23 protein-coding genes and 1 pseudogene are annotated in these 22747 nt (G+C 38.8%); all 24 read right to left on the bottom strand.

What is annotated here, in order from left to right:
* Positions 1 to 83: 83 nt before the first annotated feature.
* On the bottom strand, positions 84 to 1223 hold the full coding sequence (locus tag H9625_RS06985) for a dTDP-glucose 4,6-dehydratase (RefSeq protein ID WP_191763618.1): 1140 nt from the start codon (positions 1221 to 1223) through the stop codon (positions 84 to 86).
* 25 nt (positions 1224 to 1248) lie between these two features.
* The gene (gene rfbD, locus H9625_RS06980) at positions 1249 to 2160 is read right to left on the bottom strand and encodes a dTDP-4-dehydrorhamnose reductase (protein ID WP_191763616.1); all 912 of its coding nucleotides are present in this window, start codon (positions 2158 to 2160) and stop codon (positions 1249 to 1251) included.
* Positions 2161 to 2172: 12 nt separating this feature from the next.
* Positions 2173 to 2733, bottom strand: coding sequence for a dTDP-4-dehydrorhamnose 3,5-epimerase (gene rfbC, locus H9625_RS06975; RefSeq protein ID WP_191763614.1), 561 nt, complete (start codon positions 2731 to 2733; stop codon positions 2173 to 2175).
* Positions 2734 to 2739: 6 nt separating this feature from the next.
* Entirely contained in the window at positions 2740 to 3648 is a 909-nt protein-coding gene (gene rfbA, locus H9625_RS06970) for a glucose-1-phosphate thymidylyltransferase RfbA (protein WP_191763612.1), read from the bottom strand.
* A gap of 25 nt (positions 3649 to 3673) precedes the next feature.
* Positions 3674 to 4807 (bottom strand): DUF1972 domain-containing protein, encoded by a 1134-nt coding sequence (locus H9625_RS06965; protein ID WP_191763610.1) that lies wholly within the window; start codon positions 4805 to 4807, stop codon positions 3674 to 3676.
* Positions 4808 to 5227: 420 nt separating this feature from the next.
* Positions 5228 to 5485 carry a hypothetical protein gene (locus tag H9625_RS06960; protein WP_191763608.1) on the bottom strand — a complete coding sequence of 86 codons (258 nt, stop codon included), beginning with the start codon at positions 5483 to 5485 and terminating at the stop codon, positions 5228 to 5230.
* 92 nt (positions 5486 to 5577) lie between these two features.
* Positions 5578 to 6030, bottom strand: coding sequence for a type II toxin-antitoxin system VapC family toxin (locus H9625_RS06955; protein ID WP_191763606.1), 453 nt, complete (start codon positions 6028 to 6030; stop codon positions 5578 to 5580).
* Positions 6027 to 6284 carry a hypothetical protein gene (locus tag H9625_RS06950; RefSeq protein WP_191763605.1) on the bottom strand — a complete coding sequence of 86 codons (258 nt, stop codon included), beginning with the start codon at positions 6282 to 6284 and terminating at the stop codon, positions 6027 to 6029. The genes H9625_RS06955 and H9625_RS06950 overlap by 4 nt, the downstream gene beginning before the upstream one ends.
* 839 nt (positions 6285 to 7123) lie before the next feature.
* Positions 7124 to 7368 (bottom strand): annotated as a pseudogene (locus H9625_RS17645) (hypothetical protein); the annotation flags it as partial.
* A 99-nt stretch (positions 7369 to 7467) separates the two neighbouring features.
* On the bottom strand, positions 7468 to 8574 hold the full coding sequence (locus H9625_RS06945; protein ID WP_191763604.1) for a hypothetical protein: 1107 nt from the start codon (positions 8572 to 8574) through the stop codon (positions 7468 to 7470).
* A gap of 9 nt (positions 8575 to 8583) precedes the next feature.
* Entirely contained in the window at positions 8584 to 9738 is a 1155-nt protein-coding gene (locus H9625_RS06940; RefSeq protein WP_191763603.1) for an N-acylneuraminate cytidylyltransferase, read from the bottom strand.
* Entirely contained in the window at positions 9732 to 10604 is an 873-nt protein-coding gene (locus H9625_RS06935) for an N-acetylneuraminate synthase family protein (protein WP_191763602.1), read from the bottom strand. The genes H9625_RS06940 and H9625_RS06935 overlap by 7 nt, the downstream gene beginning before the upstream one ends.
* A gap of 15 nt (positions 10605 to 10619) precedes the next feature.
* On the bottom strand, positions 10620 to 11744 hold the full coding sequence (locus H9625_RS06930; protein WP_191763601.1) for a glycosyltransferase family 4 protein: 1125 nt from the start codon (positions 11742 to 11744) through the stop codon (positions 10620 to 10622).
* Between the two features lie 6 nt (positions 11745 to 11750).
* Positions 11751 to 12707: a glycosyltransferase family 2 protein gene (locus tag H9625_RS06925; protein ID WP_191763600.1), complete on the bottom strand. Its 957-nt coding sequence runs from the start codon at positions 12705 to 12707 to the stop codon at positions 11751 to 11753.
* Positions 12676 to 13917, bottom strand: coding sequence for a hypothetical protein (locus H9625_RS06920; RefSeq protein WP_191763599.1), 1242 nt, complete (start codon positions 13915 to 13917; stop codon positions 12676 to 12678). The genes H9625_RS06925 and H9625_RS06920 overlap by 32 nt, the downstream gene beginning before the upstream one ends.
* Before the next feature lie 744 nt (positions 13918 to 14661).
* Positions 14662 to 15642, bottom strand: a complete 981-nt coding sequence (locus H9625_RS06915) for a hypothetical protein (protein WP_191763597.1) — start codon at positions 15640 to 15642, stop codon at positions 14662 to 14664.
* Positions 15643 to 15845: 203 nt separating this feature from the next.
* Positions 15846 to 16736: a polysaccharide pyruvyl transferase family protein gene (locus tag H9625_RS06910; RefSeq protein WP_191763595.1), complete on the bottom strand. Its 891-nt coding sequence runs from the start codon at positions 16734 to 16736 to the stop codon at positions 15846 to 15848.
* A 134-nt stretch (positions 16737 to 16870) separates the two neighbouring features.
* Positions 16871 to 18271, bottom strand: a complete 1401-nt coding sequence (locus H9625_RS06905; protein WP_191763593.1) for an MATE family efflux transporter — start codon at positions 18269 to 18271, stop codon at positions 16871 to 16873.
* 215 nt (positions 18272 to 18486) lie between these two features.
* Positions 18487 to 19455 carry an acyltransferase family protein gene (locus H9625_RS06900; protein WP_191763591.1) on the bottom strand — a complete coding sequence of 323 codons (969 nt, stop codon included), beginning with the start codon at positions 19453 to 19455 and terminating at the stop codon, positions 18487 to 18489.
* 47 nt (positions 19456 to 19502) lie between these two features.
* Positions 19503 to 20021 (bottom strand): LbetaH domain-containing protein, encoded by a 519-nt coding sequence (locus H9625_RS06895; RefSeq protein WP_191763589.1) that lies wholly within the window; start codon positions 20019 to 20021, stop codon positions 19503 to 19505.
* A gap of 624 nt (positions 20022 to 20645) precedes the next feature.
* Positions 20646 to 21521, bottom strand: coding sequence for a hypothetical protein (locus H9625_RS06890; protein ID WP_191763587.1), 876 nt, complete (start codon positions 21519 to 21521; stop codon positions 20646 to 20648).
* Positions 21521 to 21709 carry a hypothetical protein gene (locus tag H9625_RS06885; protein WP_191763585.1) on the bottom strand — a complete coding sequence of 63 codons (189 nt, stop codon included), beginning with the start codon at positions 21707 to 21709 and terminating at the stop codon, positions 21521 to 21523. Before H9625_RS06885 ends, H9625_RS06890 begins: the two co-directional genes overlap by 1 nt.
* Before the next feature lie 43 nt (positions 21710 to 21752).
* Complete coding sequence (locus H9625_RS06880; protein WP_022040837.1) at positions 21753 to 22157, bottom strand: type II toxin-antitoxin system VapC family toxin; 405 nt, start codon at positions 22155 to 22157, stop codon at positions 21753 to 21755.
* A 1-nt stretch (position 22158) separates the two neighbouring features.
* On the bottom strand, positions 22159 to 22539 hold the full coding sequence (locus tag H9625_RS06875) for a hypothetical protein (protein ID WP_191763583.1): 381 nt from the start codon (positions 22537 to 22539) through the stop codon (positions 22159 to 22161).
* Positions 22540 to 22747: the final 208 nt, after the last annotated feature.

Raw genomic sequence — 22747 nt, 5'->3', positions numbered from 1 at the left:
TGTTTACCATAGCCAAAAACAGCCGTTAAGTATAATATGGGACAAAAGGGACGGCATTGCCCTTGAGTTGGCAAAAAAGACGTTTACCGTTCCTTATACATTTCCTCGTAATACTTCTGGTAGTCACCGCTCGTCACGTTGTCCATCCATGCCTGATTATCCAGATACCAGCGGACAGTCTTTTCGATACCTTCCTCGAACTGCAGGCTCGGTTCCCAGCCAAGTTCGCGTTGCAGTTTGCGTGAGTCAATGGCGTAACGCATATCGTGACCCTTGCGGTCTGTGACGTAGGTTATCAAGTCCATGTCCTCGCCGTCCTTCCTTCCGAGCAGACGGTCAACGGTCTTGATGACAACCTTGATTATGTCAATGTTCTTCCACTCGTTGAAGCCACCGATGTTGTATGTGTCGGCTATCTTGCCTTTATGGAAGATGAGGTCAATCGCCCTTGCATGGTCCTCCACATACAGCCAGTCCCTTACGTTCTCGCCTTTTCCATAGACCGGCAGCGGCTTCCTGTGGCGGATGTTGTTGATAAACAATGGAATGAGTTTTTCAGGGAACTGGTAAGGTCCGTAGTTGTTGGAACAGTTGGTTACGATGGTCGGCATTCCGTAGGTGTCGTGGAAAGCACGTACAAAATGGTCTGAACTTGCCTTTGAAGCCGAATAAGGAGAATGCGGATTATACTTCGTTTCCTCGGTAAAGAACTCGGTTCCATAGGCATGGTGGTGCTCCGAACTTGCTTTTGTAGTGAACGGAGATTCAATTCCCTCCGGATTGGTCAGCTCTAATGCTCCGTAAACTTCATCCGTAGAGATATGGTAAAAGCGTTTCCCCTCATATCCTTCGGGTAGGCTCTCCCAATATTCCTTTGCGGCTTGGAGCAGCGTCAAAGTTCCTATTACGTTTGTATGGGCGAAGGTGAACGGGTCTTTTATGCTTCGGTCAACGTGGCTCTCTGCCGCAAGATGAATGATTCCGTCCACTTTGTACTTCGCCATCAGCGACTTCACCGTCTCATAGTCGCAGATGTCGGCTTTTACGAAAGTATAGTTCGGTTTGTCTTCCACGTCTTTCAGATTAGCCAAGTTGCCGGCATATGTCAGCTTGTCTAAGTTGATGATGCGGTATTCAGGATATTTGTTTACGAACAGGCGCACCACGTGGCTTCCGATAAAGCCCGCGCCGCCTGTTATGATGATGTTTCTCTTGTATTCCATGTCGTTTATATTTTTGTTGTCGTTATCATTTTAGGGCATTCATATTCTCCATGCAGACTTTCAATGAGTTTGTCCAATAGGGTATCTTCAGCCCGAATGTCTCCTTTATTTTCGTCTTGTCCAATACCGAATAGGCGGGACGTTTCACCGGGCTGGGGAATTCATCGCTGTGGCAGGGCTGAATGTCGCATGCCGTGTTTCCGGCAAGCTCGGCGATTTTCTTGGTGAAATCAAACCATGAGCATACGCCCTCGTTGCTGAAGTGGTAGATGCCGCGCTTTGAATATCCGTTATTCGGGTTCTCCTTTTCATAGTCCGCGAGCACGGTCTTTATCGCCACCGCGAGGTCGTAGGCGTAGGTCGGCGTGCCGGCCTGGTCGAACACCACATTCAGTTTCGGTTTCGTCGCCGTCAGGTTCAACATCGTCTTCACGAAGTTCCTGCCGTATTCGGAGTAGAGCCATGCCGTGCGGATAATCACGTAATCGCAACCCACCGCCTTGATGTTCTCCTCGCCTTCCAGCTTTGTCTGGCCGTAAACGCCCGTAGGCGTGCCTTTTTGGTCTTCCCTGCAAGGAGTGTTATACGGGTCGCCACCGAAAACATAGTCTGTTGAGATTTGCACAAGAAGTCCTCCCACTTCCTTCATCGCCTCTGCCAATAGCTTCGGTGCATCAGCATTGAGCTTCCTGCATAATGTCTCGTCACTCTCTGCCTTGTCCACATTAGTATAAGCGGCGCAATTGACTATGCACCGTATATCCTTTTCTTTCACTATTTTCCGTATGGCGTCGGCATTAGTTATATCCAAGATTGTCGTTTCAACGCCCTCAACCTCTACGACATCCGTAAAAGTATAGTTGTCGTTCGTGTCTTTGCTTATTATGCGCATTTCGTTACCAAGCTGGCCGTTTGCGCCTGTTACAAGTATGTTCATGATGGCATTCCGTTATTTTGAATAAACAAAAGGGGATTCAAAGTCTTTCAACAGCGGATGCTTCGTATCCTTTTCGCTCAGTATTGCGTGTTCGGTCGGTATTTGCCAGTCAATACCCAAGCTACCGTCAAGAATGCTTATGCCGCCGTCCGCTTCTGGATGATAGAACTCATCGCATTTGTACTGGAACACAGCCGTTTCGCTCAACACGGCAAAACCGTGTGCAAAGCCTTTTGGGATGAAAAACTGCCGGTGGTTATCCTCGGTCAACTCCACAGCCACGTGCTTGCCGTAAGTGGGCGAGCCTTTCCTGATGTCAACAGCAACGTCAAGCACACGGCCACGAACGCACCTTACAAGTTTTGCCTGTGTATAAGGCGGACGCTGGAAATGCAGCCCACGCATGACACCATACGATGACATGCTCTCGTTGTCCTGAACGAACTCCACATGACCGACTTTCTCCTCAAATTCCCTTTGCGAGAAACTCTCGAAGAAATAGCCGCGGGCATCCTTGAAGATGCGTGGCTCGATAATCACCACGCCCTCTATTTCTGTCTTTATTACTTCCATATTCCTTTAATATTCCAAATTCTTCTCCAACGAATCTTCCTTTTCTTCAAGAATCGACATCAGATACTTCCCGTAGTCGTTTTTCAGCATCGGTTGCGCGACCTCTTTCAGCTTATCAGCTGTAATCCAACCTTTGCGATAGGCAATTCCCTCCAGACAAGCCACTTTTAAGCCTTGGCGTTTCTCCAACACCTCAATGAATGTCGATGCCTCAGAAAGTGAATCATGCGTACCCGTGTCAAGCCAAGCAAATCCACGTCCCATGGTTTGCACCTTCAATTCATTGTCACGCAGAAACTCTTGGTTCACTGTTGTAATCTCCAATTCTCCACGGGCAGACGGTTTGATATGCTTGGCTACTTCCACGACCTTGTTCGGATAGAAATACAATCCTACCACGGCGTAATTACTCTTCGGCTTTTTCGGCTTCTCCTCAATGCTCAGACAGTTACCATCCTTGTCAAACTCCGCCACGCCGTAACGCTCCGGGTCGCTCACCCAATAGCCAAATACCGTAGCCTTACCGTTCTCCTCGGCATCCTTGACTGCTTGTTTCAACATGCTGTTCAGTCCGGCACCATAGAAAATATTGTCGCCCAACACCAGACAGGCGCAATCATCGCCAATAAACTCCTCCCCTATGATAAATGCCTGTGCCAGTCCATCAGGAGAGGGCTGCTCGGCATATTCGAACTTTACCCCGAACTGGCTGCCGTCTCCCAGCAACCGCTTGAATCCCGGCAGGTCGTAAGGAGTGGAGATGATGAGTATCTCCCTGATTCCGGCAAGCATCAGCACCGAGATGGGATAATAAATCATCGGTTTGTCGAATATAGGAATCAACTGCTTGCTGATTCCCTTGGTGATAGGGTACAACCGTGTACCGCTGCCACCTGCCAATACTATTCCTTTCATAATAAGTCTAAATTAAGTTTTGTCTTTATCTGTTGTTTTGTTCCATCAGCCACTTGAAGTATTTCTCGTGCTCATCAACAAGGTGTTCCCAAGAATATTCATTCCTTATCACCTCTATGTTGTTGGTTGTGAATGTTTTTTTGCTGTTTTCGGCAATGGTATCAATGTTGTCAAAATATTCCGTAACCTTTTCGACTGTCGGATAATAAAGGGCATTATCTTTCAGCACAGCACGGTTGAAAATGTTGTCATGCGCGAACACGAAACATCCAGCAGCCATCGCCTCAAGCAGCGACGGATTGGTGCCTCCAACACTATGTCCGTGAAAATAAGCCAGTGAGAAGTGGCGCACGGAGTCGAGTTTTTTGAAATCATAGATTCCACCCACGAATCTTACGTTTGGTTCATTTCCATATTTGGCTACAAGTTCTTTCCCATGTGGGGTATTCGTCTTTCCTACTACAATGAGCGGTCTGTGCCCATTCTCTTTTGAATGAAGGTAACCTTCAATGGCCATCACAATGTTATTTTCCGGTTCAAGGCGAGCGATGAGAATGTAATATTCTTCCGGCTTCAATTCATACTCTTTCAGGTATTCAGGGTTGAAATTATCGTGTATGTCTGCACCGTAAGCCAGAAACTTGCTCTCCTTACCGTATTTCTCCTTGTAATAATCATGGATGCCCATGTTGTCGGCAATGAGGTAATGGCTATACTTCACCGCCATCTTCTCCTCCCAGTCAAGGAAGCGGCGCACCATGGGGCTAAACTTCGACCGTTTGTTTTCCAGTCCGTCCATATTCGTGGTGAATATCGGGCGTTTCCGCTTCTTTACGTTGAACCAAATGTAGGCTGGAATGATACTCGTATAACCAGCCTCATAGATTATGTCAAAATCCTCATTCTTCAGTGCGTCCTTCAATGAGGCGAAATCATAGAAGAAACTTCCAACGGAGCTGCCCATCCATGTTTCCGGGCTATAGATGTGCTTAATCTTCACGCCTTTGTACATGTTTTCTTTATATGGGTGGAATTGGGGCGAATAAACCGTTACTTCATGCCCCCTTTTTGCCAATCCTACTGAAATGTATTCGGCAAACTGTTCGAAGCCCCCGTAATTGTTTGGTATGCCACGGGTGCTGATAAATGCAATTTTCATTGGATGATATGTTATAGATTTGTTTGATGTCTTTCAGCTTGTATAGATACAATAAACTTCTATTCCGGGCAAAGAAGGTGCGAATACACAAATGGCTATGATGATATTAATCAGCCAAATAGATTTTAATGATGATGGCGCAAAGGTATAAACGCTACTATGACAAGCAATGCACTCAGAGGAAGCAGATGTTTCTATCTTTCCTCTAAAGAAAAAACGTTTTTTTCTGTCGGTGTAGAATCTCGAAGATTTTACCTAAATTTGTGTTAAGGGGGGGGACAGTTTTTCGATGTCAATGCTGTTTATTGATATTTCTTCATTGTCGCACGTATCGCTACAATAGTTGAGTCATAGCGATAAATTATTTCCGATACTACATTAAAGTTTCTGTAAAATTAGAAACCGCTCTTTTGCTCCATTTTATTTTACGAATCCCCATTTTGCAAATTCCGCTAAAGCCTCTTCGTGCGAAATGAATCCATTAGCTTCAGACAAGCGTAATTCTTCTTTAAACTCCTCATTCGTGTAGATTCCCGGCATTTCATGGTCATGCAAGATAGCCAAACATTGCTCAAGTTTGCTTTCATCTGTCGCGGTATTGACAGATGCTATTATCCTGTCTTTCAATGCTTGAAAAGATGCTGTATTATAAGCTGGTGCAGGTTCTGATGCTTTCATTTTATACTTGTATTTATGTATATACAAATCATCGTAACGGATTTATTTCAAGAAAAGCCAAACAGTTAAGAAAAACACAAATATGTGTATATTTATTCGATAGGGTTCATATATTCTGTCCAAAAACGTTCCGGTGTCAAAACACAAATACGGTTAGAGATAACATTTTTAAAATCCCGTTCGTTTAGAGTAAGTAAAAAATCACAATTGGCAGAAAGTGCAGTATAATATTGGCAACTATCTTCCAGATCTGAAAATCGTTCATCAAGAATTGCTGATTGCAAGTCTGTAATAGAAACGACTTTAAATTGCGTAAGAATCCCTTCCAGAATTTTACGCAACAATGCTAATCGTTTGGGATTGAAAAGACCGCTTTTCTTCAAATGTCCATCTATCAAATAGATTATTGTATAAAATGAACCTACAGAAATGTAGCCTTCCATTTTCTTTTCTTCTATATATTGAAGAATTTTTTCTACAACTCTTGCTTGAGCTCGATTACAAAAATACTCCAGCAGAATATTTGTATCTAAAAAAAGTTTCATAAGCCATATTTTTCTTTGAAATGCATTATACGAACTTCTTCATCCGACAATTCATCCGATAAAATGCCTCGTAACCCCATTAAGGAAGATCCGTTTTTAGCTGAAACTTTTTCTTTTTGCGCAGAGTTATCCAATTCTTCTTGCAATCCTTTTAACAATAACAGCTTCACTTTTTTGCTCTGTTGCCGCAATAAGGTCAAATAAGCATTGGCAATGCTTTCATCCAAATCAAATGTTAAAGCAGAGGTTGACATAATCAATTATCCATTTAAAGTTTAAAATAGCAATTTTAGCAGTAAATAAATGCCTACAACACAAAGTAACAGATTTATTTTGAGAATGCCAAATAGTTAGGAATGAATTTGGAGTTTCAATCTGCGCGCTAATAAGCGGAAAGGCTGAATAAATGCAAGCAACCATACCAGCCCGTATGCATACCTGGGAAAATATCTTCTGATATTTTGTCGAAAACCTGTAGCATCGAACGTCTCTATCCGTGCGATATACTTATTAAATAGTAACGAAGGCAGAAATTCCGTCATAATATGCTGCAAGATGTGTCTTTTACATTTTTCCGAAATCCAGCCGTCTTGCCTGCACTGGTCTATCAACGACGGATATTCTATCGTAAAGGCTTCAAACTTATTGTGCCCTCCCCGTTTGGATATCCGTTGCACATCAAAAAGCATGTTGTCATCAATGCAATAATTGACAGAATACTACGTATGAAACAGCGATATATGCGGAAATAATCTGTTCCATTTAATGCCTCAGTTCTGTCTGAGTTCCTCTGCTACTCCATGACGAAAGCAATAAAGTGCTTAACAGTTTAAAGGCTTGAATTTAGTAAGCACTCAATTTAGGGCATCCCCCTTTGAAAGGGCACTTTTCAGTGCTCAAAACCGAGTTTTGTTAATTATTGAATTCAACATTGGCAGGTAGCCAAAGTGATTTTATTAGGAACCATGTTAACATAATCCCTGCACCCGTTAAAGATATTTTTGAAGAAAGTCCCGATGAAGTTCCAAGCAGAACTGCCATGAAGCTTTACCGTTCCTATTACACTATGATAGGTTGCGGTAATCTCAGTGTCGTCATCACTGCTTCTTGATGCAAGTTTAGGCTGGTCACCAGTCTTAGTCTTTTCCTCATAGGTAATTACTGGAGCACCATCAACCTGAACTTCAACTACTTTTTTCGAGTATCCTTAAACCATTTTTGGAAAATGTTATAAGGGACTTTATTCTTGACACAAAACGATTGGAGAAATTCTCCATGAGGCAAAGCCTCAGTCTGGTACTGAAAGTAAAACCTTTCAAGATCTTCACTGCTATACATAATTCTATAAATTTGGTTGGCAGCGAAGTTACTCATTTCAATTAATAGCCTTTTTTTGACTGCTTACAACTTACTTATTTGCATATTCTCCTTAAATCACTATGACTGATAAATTGTTTTGTGTAATAAATTAAAATATTCAACAAAAAGCTCTGCATTTGTTTTATTTGGGTCAGCAATCAAATATTCTTTTTTATAAAATTCAGTAAAATCTTTGCTTACATGGTTGAATACATAATTTATATCGTCCACTGTATCTGTATTTATAAGTTTCATCGAAAGCATGTTTGATATGTTTTCTAATCTCATAAATTCAAGTCGGGCTTGTTGAAAAGCTTTATTGGTTAACAAAGCCAAAGGTTTATTGAATAGGATGGCGTATGAGAGTGCATTACTTGTGTGCATACATACCGCCGTACAGTCCTTGATTAATTCACAGGTCTTATTATAAATTATATCCCTGCCATCAAACGGATTGTTTGTATATACAGACGAAGGATGTGCAGCTATCACTACTTTACAACCAAAGTGTTGTTCAACTTTGGAAAAGAAGGAATTTAGCGAACCATAAAATAGAGGTGCTAAACGAGTAGGGTCAACATGAGAATCTCTATTTAGTATATCGGGGTGAAATGGGAAAAAATTGTCCACATATACCACATAATTCGAAAGGTTATTATTAGTTGAATCTTTAGCAACCTTTTGATACACTTCAAAATCAGGATGGTTGATTCGATATCTTCCGTCAGAAGAATAGCGGCTACTAAATACATAAAAGTGAAATTTCCTTCTAATCAAGATATAGCAAATTAAATCTTTAAGATTGGAGGTGGCTAGTTTAGAAAACAACTTACTCTTATGTACTCCTTGTGTATTAGCGAAAAAATCGAAATATATTCGATGATTAAATCGCTTAGCTATATTCATGTAAAGGGGATAATTCGCTACATTTGCATGTAAATCGTTCACGATTAATGTATCTTTGGGAATTCGGTTTATATTTTCCTTAAAATCACCAATATTCTTTATTACCTGCAAATAAGGCCGTTCTTGTATTTCTTTTGCCTTAAAATTAGGATTCGCAAGTGCAGAACAATCCCAATATTCAATGTCGAATGCGTTTTGCAATTCGTCTAAATGATAATAATTCAACCATCGTTCTGATAATTGAGAAGGATGTACAAATATAATTTTTATCTTTTCCATCTTACACTCCTATAATATAAAGTTTTTGATAAACTCTCTTACACAACCGAATCCACCTTTCTTCGTCATCCTCTGTATGCCAACAATCGCTTTTACTTCCTCGCAAGCATCAGCCGGACAAGCCTTCACACCAACTGCTTCCAGAAGCTCGATACAATTTATATCATCACCGATGTAAGCCACTTCATCAAGTGTGATGCCAAGCCGTTCACATATCTCTTTAGCTACAGCTAACTTCCCTCCATTCCGCTTCCCTTGATACAAGAAATCTATTTTCAGCTTCTTCGCACGTTTTTCCATAATCTTAGTGTCTTCCGATGTAATAATGCCAGTCTTTATTCCGGCTTCACGAAGCAACTGAAAACCCATGCCGTCACGGGTATTGAACTTCTTCAATTCATCCCCGTTTTCGGAATAATACATGCCTCCGTCGGTCAGCGTACCATCTACATCGCACAAGAAAAGCCTGATTGACTTTTTCGTTTCTTTGTGTTTTGACAAAACGTGCTTGCGCATTAGGTTCTCCAACACAATCCAGTCATCCGGCTCATCTATTTCCGTAGCTGTGTACTCCGGCATCTCGTAGATACCGATATGTCCGCTGAGACGGTTGCCAGACACAAGGATGTTCCCTACCTTATTTATATAAAAGGCACCATTCTCCATCAGCATCCCTAAGAAGTTCTGCCGGCGGGGGCGGTTCCTGTAATCGTAGTTCATGCTTGTGCCATCCTCGTTCCAAAAGAAACGGTAGTTACGGACGCAGGTAAGAATGGAATCATATTCACCGTTGCCATATATCTCCAAGGCTTCCGTAAAATGAATGGTTTCAGTCAAAGGGGATGTAGCCTGTACCAGCATGAAGATGTTATCCGCCGTAAGTTGTGCGTAACGGATGTATTCCAGCATCACGCTTTCCGTGCTTGCCGTATCGCAAGCGTTCTCTGCAGAACGGCGATATACTTTTGTTTTTTTATAAAATTGAGATGTTACCGTTTCTTCTATCTTGTCCGAATCTGTAGCTACAATGATTTCATCCACTGCTTCACACTGTTCCAAAGCTTCGATATTCCAACAAACTAATGGCTTGCCGCAGAACGGCTTGATGTTTTTAAGGGGGATAGACTTGCTACCTCCCCTTACAGGTATGAATGCGATTACCATTTCACTTGATTTTTCTTCAATTTATTTCTTTGCACTTTCTCTATATCGAGAATGTCCTCTTTCTTATAAGTCAACGCTTTTGCCACGGCACGGCAGTCGCGAGCCAACTTACGCACGCCATCCGGTTCCAAGGAAGCTGCATGGTCTGTGCCTTTCCAAGTACGGTCGAGCGTATAATGGCGTTCTATCCATTCCGCACCAAGAGCTACGGCAGCACTATCTACAGCTATACCCAAATGATGTCCGGAAAAACCGATGGCTTTCACTCTGTCTGAATACAGTTCACGCAAACGGTTGATTTCAAGCAGGCAAATGTCTTCAAAAGGCACAGGATAACCTGATGTGCAATCATAAATAACTAAATCCTTGTTACGACCTTTGGATTCGAAGAACTGGATAATCTGTTCTTCCTCGTCACGGGTAGTCATGCCGAAAGACAAATGGATTTCACCGCCGAAATAATCGCACAGATATTCCAACAAGCCTTTGTTCAAGTTACAGGCGGAAGGCACTTTTATCAGGTTAGGATGCAGGGTACAGATTTCCTTAGCCGAAGTGATGTCCCAAACGGATGTAGAATACTCCACGCCGAATTCATTGCACCATTCTTGCAGTTGGCGGTGTTGTTCAAGGTTGAACTCTAAGAATTCCCGGTGCTCGCCGTATGTCTTCCCGTATGAATTTTCCGGATGAGGATGCGGAGCATTGTACTCTTCAGGAGTCAACAACTCTTTATTGCAACGTTTCTGAAACTTAACTACATCCACTTTACAATAAGTGGCGGCAGTCATAATCATCTCTTTAGCGATTGCCATATCACCCTTGTGATTGCAACCGATTTCCGCAATGATTTTTGGAGATTTCATAAATACATTAATTTCTTATGATAATATTTGACAATATTGTCGTTCGATGAACAAGTTTAAATCTTGAATGTATGCAACGGCTTTGTCTGAATACAACTTTCGTAACTTAATATCGGATAAAGCATCAACAACATGCTTCGCAAATTCTTGAGGAGTATGGCCTATAAAAACAGGTGCTTTCTGTGGTTGATATATACCTTCAGCACTATGAGGATGAACAATTGTTACCTTTCCATATGCAAGTGCTTCAAATGTTTTAATTTTCAATCCAGTACCTTGATAAATGGGATTAATGGCTATATCTCCCATTTCGTAAAATGTTTCTTCCTTATCAATTCGTCCCAATAATTTTATGTTCGGATTCTCTATTCGAGGTAATACATCGCAAATGCTACCCCCAATCACCAATCGAACATCTGGTTCTTTCTCTAAAATCAGAGGAAACACTTCTGTTATGAAATAATTGATACCATTTACATTAAGTATACTTTTCCCGGACAAAAACAATATGTTTTTATTACCTGTAATAGTTTGTTGACTAACTTTAAAATTTGAATAAACAGTTACAATATTCCCTTGGGGATACAAATATTTAAAATAAACAGATTCATTTTCTTGTATAGAAAGTACAGTATCACATCTTTGCAATCCTTTAGCTTCTTGATTTGGAGTTAAGTCTATCCAAAATTGTTTTACGTTAAGACGTTGCTTTTTAAACGATAAACAGTCATGTGCATATAGGATCTTTTTGCCACTAAGTTTGGATGTAAACAGTTTGGATAATATTACGTAATTGATAATAATGGCATCAAAATTATTCTTCTGTTGAAGCTTCTTAACAAATCGGGTCAGTCCTACTGGATATAAATCATCAATATGATTGTATCCACTTATTTTCTTCCTACACTCGATGAATCCTCTTTTAAAAACATCTAAAATGAGATTTCTTTTATATATGAATAGCCTATCTCCCCAATAATTTTTTAAATGTTTTTCAATTTCATTTTGTCCCTTTATATACAAAAAATAAACTTCAAACCCTATAGCTCTAAGAAGTTCACAGTACTCATAAATACATTTTTGACTTCCGGACAGCACTGGAGGCGTTTGAACAGGAGAAACAACAAGTATTTTTTTCATAAAAATCTAACATTTAGATTTAGTAATCTGTTTCCGTTTCATAGTTTCAATCAAGGCATATGCAATTAATTTTGTATTAATCAGATACTCCTTTCTATTCTTCCAATAGTAATATGCCCTTCCAAAGCCTTTATTTACTAAATCATTTACGATTGTTGACAGTTTTCTTCTTATTATAAATTTAGAAATGTTCATTGAAGACATTCTCCAATACATGTATTCAATAATATCCTCTTTACTTGGTTCATGTGACAAAAACTCCTTATACCACGTTTCTTCTTGCATCATCGCCTTTAATTTGTAAACTACATTACTTGAATTGGTGATGGTTTGCAAGTTATCCCTATATAAAAAACCGATGACTTGCATATTGGCTATTCCCGTATTTTTTGCTGCTATATAACTTGATATGTCATCACTTCCCCATGCTATAGGAAGTTTATAGAATCCTCCGTTGTCTTTAAGCAAGTTTCTATCGAAAAGGAAATCACCAATGTATTGAATCCGCCGATATAAGATACGTCCTAACAACATCGAATACACTCCTTCTCGTTCTGGCCTAGTTTCTTGCATCCGAATGAGGTTTGAATCTTCGTCTATGATTCCTGTCATTGCATGATACACTCCTAATCCTGGGTATTTTTCAATGAGTTTAGCATATTCTTCCAAGCAGTTAGGCAACAGTTTATCATCATCGCCCATACAGATAATATAATCTCCAGTGGCATACGAAAGGCATTTGTTCCAATTGTCTACCACATTCAGTGCTCCGCAATTTGTTTCGTTGATATAATAGCGAATCCGTGGATCATCAAATAATTTTACAATGGAAGTCAAATCTTCCGGTGAAGCGTCATTGACAATGATTAGTTCAAAATCTTTATAGGTTTGGGCAAGAACGCTTTCGATGCATTCTTTTAGAAATTTGGCTTTATAAGCGGGAATTGTTACACTGAATTTCATATTGGCTTGTTTTCGTAGATTTGTTTCTCTCAATGTTTTTCTCAATTAGATAAAGAATGAAACTGCCTGTAACGATTGTAGGTAAGTGAGCACCAAAATGCAACAACATGACAGAAGTACCTGCCATATACAATACATACATTTGCAGATAAGGACTTAAATATTTCCTGTTTCTAAATGCATACCAATAAAACCAGATTATCATTATAACATACACAATCCCATAAAGACTGTATATTCCGATTAAACCTACATCGTCTCTATAAAGGCCATAATACTCCTGGTAGTTTGTTATTTCCTGAAAATATTCAGAAGGTGATTTTGGCGTTCCATTACCTAATAGAAAAGCCAATACACTTCCTTTGTTGTACGTAATGCCGTAAAATTCATATGCAAGGAAACGGATATAATCTTCGTCTACTTCTTTGGTCATTTCAATAAAGTCTCCGAAAAGCGAATCTGCGTTTAGATAGATTATTGTTGAGAATATTCCCAAGAGCACTAAACTTCCAACGCTAATCTTCTTCATTATAAACAATCCTGCGAACAAACAAATTACAGACATAACTATGATTTGTCGAGTAGCCAATAGATATATTCCTATCAATGCAATCAGCATACCTGCTAAATACGACCTACGTTTTATCTGCATGAATTTTTCAAAACAATAAAATAATAAAATTAATCCGAAATTCACTCCATATACTACAAATCGATAAATACCGTTTCTAATTTCAATTCCTCTATCATCTGTTTCATATCTTGTAGCGAACCAATAGGTTGGATATGTGAATTGTTGAATGATTTCGATAGCACTCCAACAAACACCAAATAGACAAAAAATCTTTAAAACTTCTTGCTCTTTTATTTTTGTAAGAAATAAGAAAAAAAAGATGAAATACCCGACATGAATATGAGCACTTATAATAGACATACCAATGCCTTGTCCATGAAGAATATATGCAGGAATAAAACCTAAGAACGGAATCAGAATCAATCCCCAAACGAGTTTTCGTAAACGAATATGTTCATTTTTTATTTTTCCTAAACACAAAAATGTGTACAATGCCAATAAAACAAGGACTATAATGGTAGTGTTTTTATACATAGGAGTGTCATATCCTCTAATACTAAATATATTTGTCATGAATAGCAATAAGAACACTATTCCTATTTTCTTTTTATCAAATTTTATAAAACTGAAAGCCATAAGTAAAAAAGTAATATTAAAACGACAACTGTTTTAGCAACAATCACATATTACAGAAGATTCTGCAATTCAAATCCCTTTCTTTGCATAAAGAAATGAATCCATTCAGTAACCATGCCAATTGTACCACAATGTCTTTTTGTTTGAAATTTTCTCCATGTTCCATCCTGTTAAAAGCGTCTTTCAACTCACCTATCGAAATAAAGTTGATTGCAAGACAAACCTCTTTTTTCATATTCGGATTCACCTGTAAATCCTTAAACTTTTTTATAAAATCCTGCACAGTACCTTTTCGGCATCTATTTATACTTGTTTCATTAATCGTTTTCTTCAATTTTATGGCTTTCCTGTCCAATCAGGCATGTAAACGTCCAATTCTGACGTATTTCCCGCTTTTCAGGCGGTATGTCTAAAATAAGATTAAAATTCAGTTAATTTTTACAGTTTGTTAGCATTTAAGCCGATGGTCGATGGTGTAAGTTTTCCGTAGTTGCGGTTGACTGCGGTGATCTCGGCAAAGAATTTCTTGAGGTCTTCTAGGAGTGAGTACCCCTGAAATATGAAAAGGGAATATTAATCGTGCATAGCGGACGTTTATTTTTGCTACTATCAATTCTGCACACAACAATATCAGTAGAATAAGATAAATACTCATGGCATTTTATCAAAATCTATGTTTTTAGTTCAAAATACCATCCCTATTTTATAGAAATACATTGCTTTCGTCCCGCTTACCAATAGGGCTTACCAATAGCATCCATTTTCAACTTTCTCTGCACCTTTTGGTCGTTCATTTTCATTAGGACGTACCCAATATTCGTTGATGAACTTAGCGTATTCGGGTTGGTCTTTTATCCAACGGTTACCATATACGCCAAACAACATCTGTGTCCAGCCGGCAAGATGAATGGCTGTTTTCCCCATACGTTTTACGTGAGCGGCAAGACACATACCGTATGCGCCACAACCAATGATAGCTACATCAAAATCCATTTTCGATATTTCATCCTCCATATATTCCAATGCTTCAAACCAATTTTTATATGGCTGCTCTTTTGCGTCAGCTATACTTTGTACCGCTTTCAAAGTCAGCAACTCACTGAATTCAGGAAGCACATTTGGGTCAGTCCAAATCTTTTCCCTGTTACTTTCGTATTGATACCTTATGCTTTCAACGAATGGGTGTACTACAAGCACACGTTTCCCTTTGAGTGCCTTTGTCCAAGGATTTTTCCACATAAAGGGAGCGTAAAAGCCATCAAGGTTAACACGTTTCTTTATTTCGGTCAAAAAAGGCATGACATATTTTTCTTCATATATATAACTGCTTAATACGTCTATCTCAAGCATATCTAAAAGCATGCGATTATAATATTTTATGCCTAAGTTTAAGTTATAAGGGAAAAAACCGGCATTAGAACATAGCATCTTCATCATTCTGCGTAAATCAAAAGATGCATTATAATCCATTACATCACTGAAAAATTCTCGATTCCAATGATGTAATTCATAATGGGCTGCCACTATATTGCCTAATTCTATTGAACCAAACTTGCTCAGCATTTTGCCTCCGCTGTTCCCGTCCGTTAGGAATCTATAAATATAGTCGTTGGCCTGTTGGTCGTTCAGGTCAACATAACCATAATATTTTAAAGGGTGGTGATGGGACTTGTTGCCGATAATTTTTCGTAAAGTCCGAATGGTAAAATTTAAAACTGGTTTCATTAGAATGGTTCTTAAGTTAAATTTGTATAAAACACAAAGTCTTATTTTGATATACCTATTACATTTTCTGTTCTATTTATAGTCAATCAGAATTGGTTTGCAAAAGATTTTACTAAACAATGCTTGATTGTCAATCGGTTACATCAGTTCATTTAATCCAAAGTTATTAGTTAAAATTAAGGTGCTTATTACATATTTGAGGATTAATTGATAAGAAGTTTTTGCTTAACTGTAGGTAATATTTTGAATGGACAAACTTTAATCAATGACTTTTGAACTTCAGATATGGGAATTTGTGGCAGCATTAAATTTTTAATATCTTTAGGTATTTCATCGTATGATTTATTTATTAGGAATGACATATCGAAATTTCCCCAATATGGTGGAATATTTACAGAACTGAAATAGTCTTGAAATTTAATTCCGTCTGTAGATATATCACCTTTTTTTATCCATAATGCCGGTATACCATATGCATGTGCCACTATTATACCATGTAAAGAAGTTGATAATATGAATTTACATGACGCTATTCGATCTATTGTTTTTTCTATATTTTCAGTTTTAAGATTTATAATATTTGCTGAGTTGTAAATTTTCTTAACCGATTGATAATCTTTTAAGTGAGGGATTAAACCACATTCATATTTTTTTTCAATTTGGGGAGTATATACTAATGGAAGTAATATGGCTGGGTCACCATATACTGTACAGAAAGGAAAACCTTCTGAATGCAATTTTTTTGCAGAATAATAACCTCTAACAGCATATAGTTGTCCCCCTTGTGCATGTTCATTTTTATTCATGTAACCAGCTCCCCAAATAAGATAATTGGAACGTGAACGGTCTAATATTGAACCTACTGCTAATATTACTTTTTTATTTTTCCAAAATAAAGGAGGTACTAACCTAAATACATCAACACTTTTCAATTTTAAAATATTTTTAATCAGTACCTTTATTTCAGAGTAGTAATTAGGAAACTTGTAGTTACAATATATGACCTTACAGCCTGATAGTTTGTTTAAAAGATATGGATTCAAAGCATCTCCAAAATTGTCAATATAACACCAATGTGCATATAATTTTTTCATTGTAATATGATATTGTTTGTGATTTTAGATTAAAAATACGATTCTTTTATAAACTCATACTTATTTTCATGTTTAAGTTTTTTGTTTGATTTAGACCGTATAAGTTTATAATTAACCTTGGTATGTTTACAATCTCATCTTTTCATTTTCGTTCGAATAGCTGTTTTTATCCACAACCTTTCTCCTTTTGTAAGCCCGGCCAACCAAACAAAACTAAGACTAATAATAAAAATGAATACACAAATTCCAATTGCCATAGGATAGGTTTGCGGCAAGTGCCAGCAGTATAAGCTGCAAAAGCATGGAATGGGGAATGTTTTTAATTCAGCCCATGTGACTTTTTTAAGGAAATCAGCTGGACGAAAATCATGAATGATGTTTTGGGTTGCCCATAGCTGGACGAAAATGCCTATCAGTGATACGGCAATGAGTACGTATAAATAGGTGCTTACCGTAGCTCCGCATTTATATAATACATATACGATGGGAAGAGGCAATAGTTTTAAAGTGCCATTATAGATTTGAAAAATCCGGATGTTCCCGGTAGCTTGCACGACATTTTGCAACGTGCCTCCCATGGTATTGGCTTGTACGTAGAAAAGTGAAAGCACACAGAAGATATTTGCATAAGTCGGTACTTCAACCAACCATAACGATAAAACAGTATTCATTATGCTGATTAGCGGCAATGAAATTAACATAAATAAGAAAAAGCCGAATTTACTGCTCTTATAGTTCAGTTTAAGGCAATAGTCCAAATCTCCGGCAGCATACGACTTAATGATTTGAGGAATAGACGCACTCAAAAAATTGGTCACGAAAGAGCTTATGGCTGCTTCAACGGCAACAGCGATGCCTCTTGCCGCATTGTATATAGGGCCGAAAAATATGTTTATCAGGAAATTCATTCCTTGGCTGTTCATCGTGTAAGCCAAGTTGCCGATAAGGCTCCAGCTCGAAAAACTGAATATTTGCTTGAACACAGATCTTGACCAATATAGGCAGTATTTGCAGTTGTTGAACTTTTGCAGGCAATAAACGCGATAGATCATGGCTACGATGAACTGTGCCGCCATCATCATTATTCCGTAAGCAAGGAGTTTGTCAGAAAATAAATATTGCAACATTATGACCACGCCCAATTTCAACAAAACCTCAAAGATACTTATATATGCATAGGCGTTCATCCTCTCATGGCCGAATATAGAGGCGTTGTATGGTACCTGTGTTACGCTTATCATCAGAGTGGCTATTGAGCATTGCATAACCCAAAAGGCCGCCTCAATCCTGTCAGAAGGTATCACAAGCTTGTTGTAAAACAGCCATAGCCCGACAGTTTCGCACAACACGAGCAATATAACCGCAATGAGTATGTGCACGTTCACCAACATTGAGAACGTCTTTCGCTGGGTATCCACGTCATCTTTTTCCAGCCCATAGGCAATAAACCTCTGCGTAGCTTGGGATAATGCAGAGTTAAGAAAGGCGAACATAGCCACCATGCCGCCGACAACGTTGTAAACACCATAATCCACGACTCCCAATACCTTCAAGACAATCCTTGAGGTATAAATGGCGACCGCCATCGTTAGAAATTGGCGAAAGTACAGGAACAGCGTGTTCTTCGCTATGCGCTTGTTGTTGGCTGATGTGTCTGGCATTATTGAGATGAATAAAATCTGCTATTATTTTTGATGTCAAAGAAATACAGGACAGTACTTGAGTTATTATGAATCGTTATATCCAACTTTTAAGTGGAGAGCGGTTTACAAGAGGGTGTAACAATGCCAATATCGACATGACTGTTATAAATTCTGTTGCAAGCAGTACCCCCCGAAATTTTACATACATTAACATAAAATATATCTGAAAGACATAACACAGGCCAATGGGCAAGAAACCACCACATTGAGTTTCTACCGATGTTTGTAACAGGTCTAACTGCGTAATTGACTTTTTTGCAGATATAATTAAACACGACAATGGCAGCAGGAGCATAAACATACCATAAAAAAGCATTCCCTCTTGTTAGAGAATTGGCTTGGAAATCAACCATTGACGGCCAAGCAAATGAAATTGCATAAATAACGAGTGCAATGAAAAATATCTCCTTATCGAACTGTTTTTCTTTCATTAAAAATCCTAAACCATAGAAAAACATGGCAGGGAAAAAGTTTGAAATATAATATGGATGGATGAATCCCCAGCCATACATTCCATTAATATAGCATAAAATAGCACCGACTACGCCACAAACAGCCCAACCATAGCCATTGCAAATTTTCAACATCACGGGAGACAATGTGCGTACAGCAAACAGTGTCACTAAAAACCACATCGGCGATGCACCGTTATTGACACCGCCGTACAATAAGGAGGACTTGAACGGTGTCAAAACATAATGCATCCAATTGGTATCGCCAATACTGGAATACTTTATTGCCTCGACAACTATGCCAATGCACCAAAACAAGATATATGGTCTCCATAATTTGCGTAGTGTATGTATAAATTCTTCTTTAACCGTTATGTCTCTTTTATAAAACATACCAGATTTGAAGAAAAACCAAGCCATAAAGCATGAGAACACAACCTGTAAAAATTTAAACACATGATTATTTGTCATATCGGCGAACTGGCTGCAATGATAAAATATCATATAAATAATAAATATTCCAGCTGCGGTATCAAGATATATCAACCTCTTATTATTTGTCATCGTTTTCAGACTTTCTTCAATCTTTTTATTAGAAATTTTCCTTTCAATCAATATTCTATCACATCATCATCCACATTTCTCCAAACTCCAGTTGCTTTTACAACGATATGGCTGTCATTCCCAACCACGCTATAAGAAGGAGCAGAAACAGGACCGGACAATATTGTCCCTGCGGAAATAACACAATAGTCTGGTGTTGTGGTACGTTTCATGATTCTGCATCCATTGCCGAACCAATTGTTTGAACCGATTGATATAGAGGCATATCCTTTGCTATAACCACCAGACACTTTCGTTAATTTATGAAAGTCCGTATCCATAATTAATGTATCCCAACCGAAAGTTACACAATTGGCAATGGTTATTTTGTAGTAGGAAGTCAAGCGCAATGTAGTTGTAGCCGTAAATCTATCCCCAAACTCAACATTTGCTTTAGCTCCTATGGAGATTGCAGAGTTATTGCCAATACTACATTCACCATTAAATGTAATCGTTCCGCCATGATTTTCATATACAATACCTGGGTTGGGATATAAGGAAACGGTAGGAAATCCTAACCGTATCATGCCAAACTTCATTTTACCCCCCCCCGATTTTAACATTTCCTTTCATTTTTAACAATCTAGGCTTATAAAGCAGCATAGGAAGCCTGATAGCTTGGCTGAAAGGAAGATAGTGGAAATTGAAATAAACGGTAGGAAGGATGGAACGAAGGATTCGCCTGTTGTTCCATAATTTTTTTATTATATTCATCATGTGGTTTATATGAAAAATTTATGAAGTTTTCAAATTCAAAACAGCCTGCAAGCATTCATGGATGGTGCTTGTCAAGGCATTTACTTCATTTTCCCGTGGAAATTGGTTGGAAGAATGCATATACTTGTTTCTTACATTAGCTATTTGTTCTTTGAACCGTTGCTTCAAGCAAACATTCAGACGCAAGAAAGGGGTACTTCCTCTCGAAAGGTCATCTAAATATTCACCAATAGAATGCCCATGACGGCAGCCATGTATATCTAGGAATAGTTGAAGGCTTGTGTCTAACATACGGGTAATGTGTAACACTCTATACAACCGTTGGTCATCGGTTTTTATACGTCGGTCCATATTTTTATATACCCTATGTTCCGATTCGATATCATTGTAGCGGTTTCTTTGCACATCGGTCGTACAAAGGCTTTCCAACTGGACTAAAAGTGTCTCCGTGGATTTATTCGATTTTGCCATTTTTGTTTCAATTTTTCTTTTATGCTGAGACAGATATTCAATGAACCTGCTTGAATCGGCGATAAACCCAAAAAAGCTAAGACACGAATGTATTTATAAGGGTCGTTGTCGTTCTCTCTGATAAAAGAATAGTCGCTGTTTATCATCTTGGGACATTCCAATGTTTTCCTGTAAGACATCCCCTCTTCGTGTATGGCGTAATTCATGAAAAACGAAAGTGTCATCAGGTTATTGAATGTCTCTTTGAATGACATGGTAGTTTTCCGTTTGAAAGCGATGAAAAGGTCGTCAAGCATATAGGCGTCTTTAACGCTGACTTGTGATTGAGACCAACTTTCCGCCATCGCTCCGTTTGTATACCGTTTATCTATTTGAAACGGAGCAAAGACTTGTTTTTCCTCCTGCCCTAATTGGTAAATCCGAAGGTTGCGGGCATATAGGTTGGCTTGCTTAGCTCTGATTTTAGCTCTTATACCGGGAGTGTTCGATTCAAATCTGCCATTTTCGAACGTCAAGTTGTATTCATTCGCACTATTATCCAATATCCGATGGCATATCCGGTTGAGAAGCGAAAATTGATTATTCAAGAAATCATAGTCTTCCGACAGCAACAAGGTTTTCATGTTTTCCGCATAGGCAAGGCGGGACACCATGATTCTTCTTACCAGCAAGTCCACATTTTGGATTTCGCTTTTCGTGGGGATAAACAACCCAAAGAGATTGCCACTTGCTATAAACAAAGCGTCCGGATTGTCTATGGTAAAGATGTTGGAAGGACGGATTACAGCCTTTTGAGCATACGCCAAAATAGGCGCAATCTTATCGTTGTGTTTATGCATTAAAAGCAAAATAATATTTGAGAAACTGTTTTGAATTTCTCCAAAAAGTTTTTCTTGGCTTGATGTATCCGTTTTCGTGTGTGCTTTGGGCGATTTTTTGGTCCTTTTCGCCCCTGTTCTTCGTCAGATAGCCCGCTATCTTCCTCATCACACAAGCGAAAATGCCTCAAAAACTCATCCCAAATCATCGCACGATAAATTCAAAACAGCTTCTAAGAACGAATAAGTATGCTACTTAAGCAAGAATTCTTCCGGAGTATATACCGGAATATCCGAAAAATAAAAGTCTTTTTTGTTGCGGGTGATGATGCAGTCTGCCGCAGTTTGCTTTGCCGAGAAATATTGCACGGCATCTTCAAAATCTTTAGCTCTCAATAATAAAGCTGCATCAATACTTGTTTCTCCTGTGGTTACAATTTGTACATTGGAACGCAACTCATCCAATAGTCCGTACCATTCGCCCAACGACATTCCTTTTTTTGTAAGGTATGCCACATTGACAAAGGTTAAATCTGAAATTATCAGTTGATGGATGCCACCATCAGCCATTTCGAATATCGGGACAATTGCATGTACGAAAGGTTCACGGAATTTTACAGCATCTACCACTACATTGGTGTCTAAGAATAATTTCATCTTACATTCCGTATTTTTTCCTTAAATAAGCCTCTTTTTCTTTTTTCCAGTCATCATTCTCATCAATGAAAGGAGCTGCTCCAAATAATCGGCGTAAATGCCCTTTCACATGAAGATTGTCCAACTTCGCTTCAATTTCCTTGCGACTGCAAACCTCAGGATTTTCATGCGTCGTTCCCGTTTCTTTGTCCACAAGCATACTTCCAGCTAGTTTGTTAATAATCAACAGCTTGACTTGGGTGGGTTGCTGTAAAAGCATGTCCATTATTTGGTCAGAAAACTCTGACACAGGTGGCTTTACCGCATTAGGACTGCTGTATGAAAGCCCTGGTTCGCTGACCATGCCCGTGGTCTCTTTTTCTATTGGTTTGTATTCTTTCATAAGACGTTCCTCCTTGTCTTGTTGATTCTGATAGGACAAAGCAAGTTCTTTGCCTCTTGTCTACAAAGTTAGCAATTAATTCTCAGATGGCAAAAAACTTGCGCAATTAACAATGGACAAACGGACAATTATTTAGTTCCTATGTTTGTAATGTGCTAGCAAAATAGCATAAAGCCAAGAGAATTATTAAATTTGTAAATGAAAGAAA

The sequence above is a fragment of the Phocaeicola intestinalis genome, from assembly GCF_014837065.1.
Lineage (GTDB): Bacteria > Bacteroidota > Bacteroidia > Bacteroidales > Bacteroidaceae > Phocaeicola > Phocaeicola intestinalis.
Note: the sequence above shows the minus strand (reverse complement) of the source record. Positions and strands in the feature narration are given on the sequence as shown.

What these genes read in the sequence shown, in the direction of transcription:
- H9625_RS06985 (WP_191763618.1), bottom strand. Translation starts at nt 1,223, where the DNA reads ATGGAATACAAGAGAAACATCATCATAACAGGCGGCGCGGGCTTTATC.
- rfbD (WP_191763616.1), bottom strand. Translation starts at nt 2,160, where the DNA reads ATGAACATACTTGTAACAGGCGCAAACGGCCAGCTTGGTAACGAAATG.
- rfbC (WP_191763614.1), bottom strand. Translation starts at nt 2,733, where the DNA reads ATGGAAGTAATAAAGACAGAAATAGAGGGCGTGGTGATTATCGAGCCA.
- rfbA (WP_191763612.1), bottom strand. Translation starts at nt 3,648, where the DNA reads ATGAAAGGAATAGTATTGGCAGGTGGCAGCGGTACACGGTTGTACCCT.
- H9625_RS06965 (WP_191763610.1), bottom strand. Translation starts at nt 4,807, where the DNA reads ATGAAAATTGCATTTATCAGCACCCGTGGCATACCAAACAATTACGGG.
- H9625_RS06960 (WP_191763608.1), bottom strand. Translation starts at nt 5,485, where the DNA reads ATGAAAGCATCAGAACCTGCACCAGCTTATAATACAGCATCTTTTCAA.
- H9625_RS06955 (WP_191763606.1), bottom strand. Translation starts at nt 6,030, where the DNA reads ATGAAACTTTTTTTAGATACAAATATTCTGCTGGAGTATTTTTGTAAT.
- H9625_RS06950 (WP_191763605.1), bottom strand. Translation starts at nt 6,284, where the DNA reads ATGTCAACCTCTGCTTTAACATTTGATTTGGATGAAAGCATTGCCAAT.
- H9625_RS06945 (WP_191763604.1), bottom strand. Translation starts at nt 8,574, where the DNA reads ATGGAAAAGATAAAAATTATATTTGTACATCCTTCTCAATTATCAGAA.
- H9625_RS06940 (WP_191763603.1), bottom strand. Translation starts at nt 9,738, where the DNA reads ATGGTAATCGCATTCATACCTGTAAGGGGAGGTAGCAAGTCTATCCCC.
- H9625_RS06935 (WP_191763602.1), bottom strand. Translation starts at nt 10,604, where the DNA reads ATGAAATCTCCAAAAATCATTGCGGAAATCGGTTGCAATCACAAGGGT.
- H9625_RS06930 (WP_191763601.1), bottom strand. Translation starts at nt 11,744, where the DNA reads ATGAAAAAAATACTTGTTGTTTCTCCTGTTCAAACGCCTCCAGTGCTG.
- H9625_RS06925 (WP_191763600.1), bottom strand. Translation starts at nt 12,707, where the DNA reads ATGAAATTCAGTGTAACAATTCCCGCTTATAAAGCCAAATTTCTAAAA.
- H9625_RS06920 (WP_191763599.1), bottom strand. Translation starts at nt 13,917, where the DNA reads ATGGCTTTCAGTTTTATAAAATTTGATAAAAAGAAAATAGGAATAGTG.
- H9625_RS06915 (WP_191763597.1), bottom strand. Translation starts at nt 15,642, where the DNA reads ATGAAACCAGTTTTAAATTTTACCATTCGGACTTTACGAAAAATTATC.
- H9625_RS06910 (WP_191763595.1), bottom strand. Translation starts at nt 16,736, where the DNA reads ATGAAAAAATTATATGCACATTGGTGTTATATTGACAATTTTGGAGAT.
- H9625_RS06900 (WP_191763591.1), bottom strand. Translation starts at nt 19,455, where the DNA reads ATGACAAATAATAAGAGGTTGATATATCTTGATACCGCAGCTGGAATA.
- H9625_RS06895 (WP_191763589.1), bottom strand. Translation starts at nt 20,021, where the DNA reads ATGATACGGTTAGGATTTCCTACCGTTTCCTTATATCCCAACCCAGGT.
- H9625_RS06890 (WP_191763587.1), bottom strand. Translation starts at nt 21,521, where the DNA reads ATGCATAAACACAACGATAAGATTGCGCCTATTTTGGCGTATGCTCAA.
- H9625_RS06885 (WP_191763585.1), bottom strand. Translation starts at nt 21,709, where the DNA reads ATGATTTGGGATGAGTTTTTGAGGCATTTTCGCTTGTGTGATGAGGAA.
- H9625_RS06880 (WP_022040837.1), bottom strand. Translation starts at nt 22,157, where the DNA reads ATGAAATTATTCTTAGACACCAATGTAGTGGTAGATGCTGTAAAATTC.
- H9625_RS06875 (WP_191763583.1), bottom strand. Translation starts at nt 22,539, where the DNA reads ATGAAAGAATACAAACCAATAGAAAAAGAGACCACGGGCATGGTCAGC.